Source organism: Bacillus sp. 7884-1 (assembly GCF_002272245.1).
GTDB lineage: Bacteria > Bacillota > Bacilli > Bacillales > Cytobacillaceae > Neobacillus.
The window spans coordinates 1-3,829 of the sequence record NZ_NPDD01000055.1; the positions used below are offsets into that span (position 1 = coordinate 1).

Sequence of the window (3,829 nt, forward strand, 5' to 3'; positions counted from 1 at the left end):
CATAGTTCTAAAATCAACAGTTTCATATAACACAGCCCTACATTAAAATAAATGGGTTTACATCGATGGAAACTAGTAATCCGCTTTTCGGGTCATTTTGATACTGGTCTAGTATGGTTTTTAATGTATTAGTAAGCTCTGGTTCACGCTTATATTTAATTAGACAATGGTAGCGGTATCGATTGTTAATCCTTGGGATGGGTGAGGCAGCGGGTCCAAGAACAACTGCATGATTAGAAATGCGTGACCGTACAAAAGCAGCAATCTTTTCCGTTGCCGAAACCACGGTCATTAACTGTTCATGACTGATAGTAATTAAGGCTAAATAATAAAATGGCGGGTAATGATGTGCCTTTCGCATCAACATCTCTCGATTATAAAAGAGATCATAGTCCTGTGTCCCAGCAAGTTCTACACTATAATGTTCCGGAGTATAGGTCTGGATTATTACTTCCCCCGGTAACTCATGCCGTCCCGCCCTGCCGCTAACTTGTGTTAATAGCTGAAACGTTTTTTCAGAAGAGCGAAAATCTGGTAAATGGAGCATAGTATCTGCTGAGAGAACTCCAACAAGAGTAATATTCGGAAAATCTAGTCCTTTTGCAATCATTTGTGTCCCTAAAAGAATATCGGCTTTCCCTTCATGGAATTCCTTTAATAGCCTCTCATGCGACCCCTTTTTCCCTGTTGTATCAACATCCATCCGAATTACTTTTGCCTCAGGAAGAATTTTACCAAGCTCATCCTCCACCTTTTGTGTTCCTGTTCCGAAGTAACGGATATAATCACTTGAACACTCAGGACATTGATTTGGTACCTGACTCTCATGTCCGCAATAATGGCATTTCATTTGTTCCTTTACCTTGTGGTAGGTTAAGGAAATATCACAATTTGGACAATTCATCACAAACCCGCAATCCCTGCACATAACAAAGGAAGAATGACCGCGTTTATTTAAAAATAATACAGATTGTTCTTTCCGTTCGATTCTTTCCTTCAGTAGTTCAAAAAGCTTTCTAGAAAACATGGAACGATTCCCTGCTCTAAGTTCTTCACGCATATCAATAATTTCCACTGCAGGAAGTGCCCGTTGATTCATTCGATTAGGCAGAGATAACAGCTTATATACCCCTTTTTGAGCCCTTGCAAATGATTCTAAAGAAGGTGTAGCACTCCCGAGGACAACCGGACATTTATATTTAGCCGCACGTTCAATCGCCACATCTCTCGCATGATAGCGCGGCATTTCTTCCTGTTTATAGCTTGTTTCATGTTCTTCATCAATAATAATAATCCCTAGATTTTCGAAGGGCGCAAAAATCGCTGACCTTGCACCTACAACCACTTTAACTTCTTTACGCTGAATCTTCCGCCACTCATCATATTTCTCACCTGAGGAAAGTCCACTGTGCAACACAGCAACTAAATTGCCAAAACGCCCCTTAAAGCGATTTACCATTTGCGGGGTAAGGGCAATTTCTGGTACAAGAACGATAGCTTCTCTGCCTTTTTCAATGACATCCTGAATGGATTGCAAGTAAATTTCAGTTTTCCCGCTGCCTGTTACCCCATAGAGGAGGAACACTTCATGAACCTTTTTTTCAATTGAACCTAATAATGGCCCCATTGCTTCCTGCTGATCATTGGTTAATGGCAAAGGATCCGTCCGGGTAAAGGTCCTGTTTTCATAGGGATCACGATAAACTTCCATGTCCTGTTCAGAAAGGAGTCCCTTTTCCACAAGTGCTTTTACAGTCGCGCTTGAGATTTTTAAGTCTGCTGACAACTGTCGCATCTCAATGGGATCGGGGTTCTGAATAAAGTACCTCAATGCCTCTCTTTGCTTTTCAGCTCTTGGAGGTAAGCTATTAAATTCAGCTTCTAAGTCCGCAGGTGGCAGAAGCGGGCTGACATATTTTAATTTCTTTTTATTCAGTTTTCCTTTTACTAGATAGATTACTTCCAGCAGGCCTTTTGCAGCTTCTCTTTGAAGGATGGGGACCAGCCCATTTTTCAATGCGTTATCCCAATTTATCGCTTCTTCATTTTTAAAAATATCGTGTAGCTTTACATGTAATTCATTAATTGATACCCCTGTAGATAGCATCACTTTCTTTTCATATTTCGCTTTCAAGGCAGCTGGGAGCATAGCTTGATAGGCATAGATTTTAAAACACAGCGTTGTTTCAGTCAGCCAATTCCCAAGTTCAAGTAATTCCTTATTTAATACTGGCTCTAAATCCATTGGCTCGCAAATCTCCCGGAGCTTTTTAAATTCTGATTCAGCTTTTACCTCTGTAACAAATCCTTGAATTTTTCTTGGACCAAAAGGGACAATTACCCGCATTCCTGGCTGAATGGTTTCTAACCATTCTTCTGGAACTAAATAATCAAACTCCCTATCCGTTTGTTTTGCAGGTACATCCACAATCACACTAGCAACTTTCATTTTGTTCCAAATCCTTTGGCAATGCAGTAATAGCTTCAATAATCCTATAGGCAACATCCAGCTTTGACATTAAAGGTAACTCCATTTTAAACCCATTTCGCATGAATAACGTAACAATGTTTGTATCCATACCAAATCCAGCGCCTTCTGACTTTACATTATTGGCTACAATCATATCTGCATTTTTAGCCTTTAATTTTTTTATTGCATATTCTTCTACATTTTCAGTTTCAGCTGCAAATCCAACTAGTATTTTGTTTCTCTTCATGGTACCAAGCTCAGATAAAATATCCTTTGTTCGTGCAAGCTCGATTACCTTGTCACCAGGCTGCTTTTTCATTTTATGGTCAAAGGAAACTTTAGGAGTATAATCAGCTACTGCAGCTGTTTTTATAATAATATCAGCTGCTTCATAGTTGTTCATGACTGCCTGATACATATCATCAGCACTCTCAACCTTAACTAAATCGATACCTGGTGGTGGAGATAAATGGACCGGACCAGAGATTAATAGCACCCTTGCCCCTTCATTCTTCGCTGCTTCTGCAAGAGCATATCCCATTTTTCCTGTAGAATGATTCGTAATAAAACGAACAGGGTCAATTTTTTCTCTAGTTGGACCAGCCGTAATTAAGACCGTTTTCCCTTTTAGCTTTAAAGTGCTTTTATTTGAAAAATGCTGTTTGATTAACTCTACAATTTTCTCAGGTTCCTCTAGACGACCCTTACCTACATAACCACAAGCTAGATAGCCCTCACTTGGTTCAATAAATTGATAATTGTACGAAGACAAGATTGAAATGTTCTTTTTCACTGCCGGATGGTCATACATATGGACATTCATCGCTGGTGCAATCCAAACTGGCGCAGTTGCAGCCAGTAAGGTTGTCGTAATCATATTGTCAGCAATTCCATTTGCAAGCTTCCCTATTGTATTAGCTGTCGCAGGTGCTACTAGTATTAAATCTGCCCAATCAGCTAAATCGATGTGCGCGATCACATGAGGGTTTTTTTCATCAAAGGTGTCGGTATACACTTCGTTGCGAGATAAAGCCTGAAATGTTAAAGGGGAAACAAATTTTGCTGCAGAGTCACTGAGTATTACTTTTACCTTTGCTCCTGCTTGGACAAGTTTGCTTGTTAATGCAGCAGCTTTATATACAGCTATTCCACCGGTTACACATACTAGTATCTTTTTATCCATCCTAATCGTATCCCCCACTTCAATTCCACAAATTATCTATTCTTTATTATGCTAGAATCACATTATATTTTCATCTTTTTCAGCTTTGTTTCTAAAAATAATGTCTACTTTTGTAAGGCTGTGTTAACCTTAGCTTTTGATTTGCGCTCCACTAAGGAATGCTTCTTGGAATAATC

General features: G+C 39.5%; 2 protein-coding genes. Both read right to left on the bottom strand.

Features of this window, described 5'->3' with window-relative positions; translation table 11 throughout:
• Window positions 1-37 precede the first annotated feature (37 nt).
• Window positions 38-2,449 carry a primosomal protein N' gene (gene priA, locus CHI06_RS06975; protein WP_095247703.1) on the bottom strand — a complete coding sequence of 804 codons (2,412 nt, stop codon included), beginning with the start codon at window positions 2,447-2,449 and terminating at the stop codon, window positions 38-40.
• On the bottom strand, window positions 2,436-3,653 hold the full coding sequence (coaBC, locus tag CHI06_RS06980; protein ID WP_206021495.1) for a bifunctional phosphopantothenoylcysteine decarboxylase/phosphopantothenate--cysteine ligase CoaBC: 1,218 nt from the start codon (window positions 3,651-3,653) through the stop codon (window positions 2,436-2,438). The genes priA and coaBC overlap by 14 nt, the downstream gene beginning before the upstream one ends.
• Window positions 3,654-3,829: the final 176 nt, after the last annotated feature.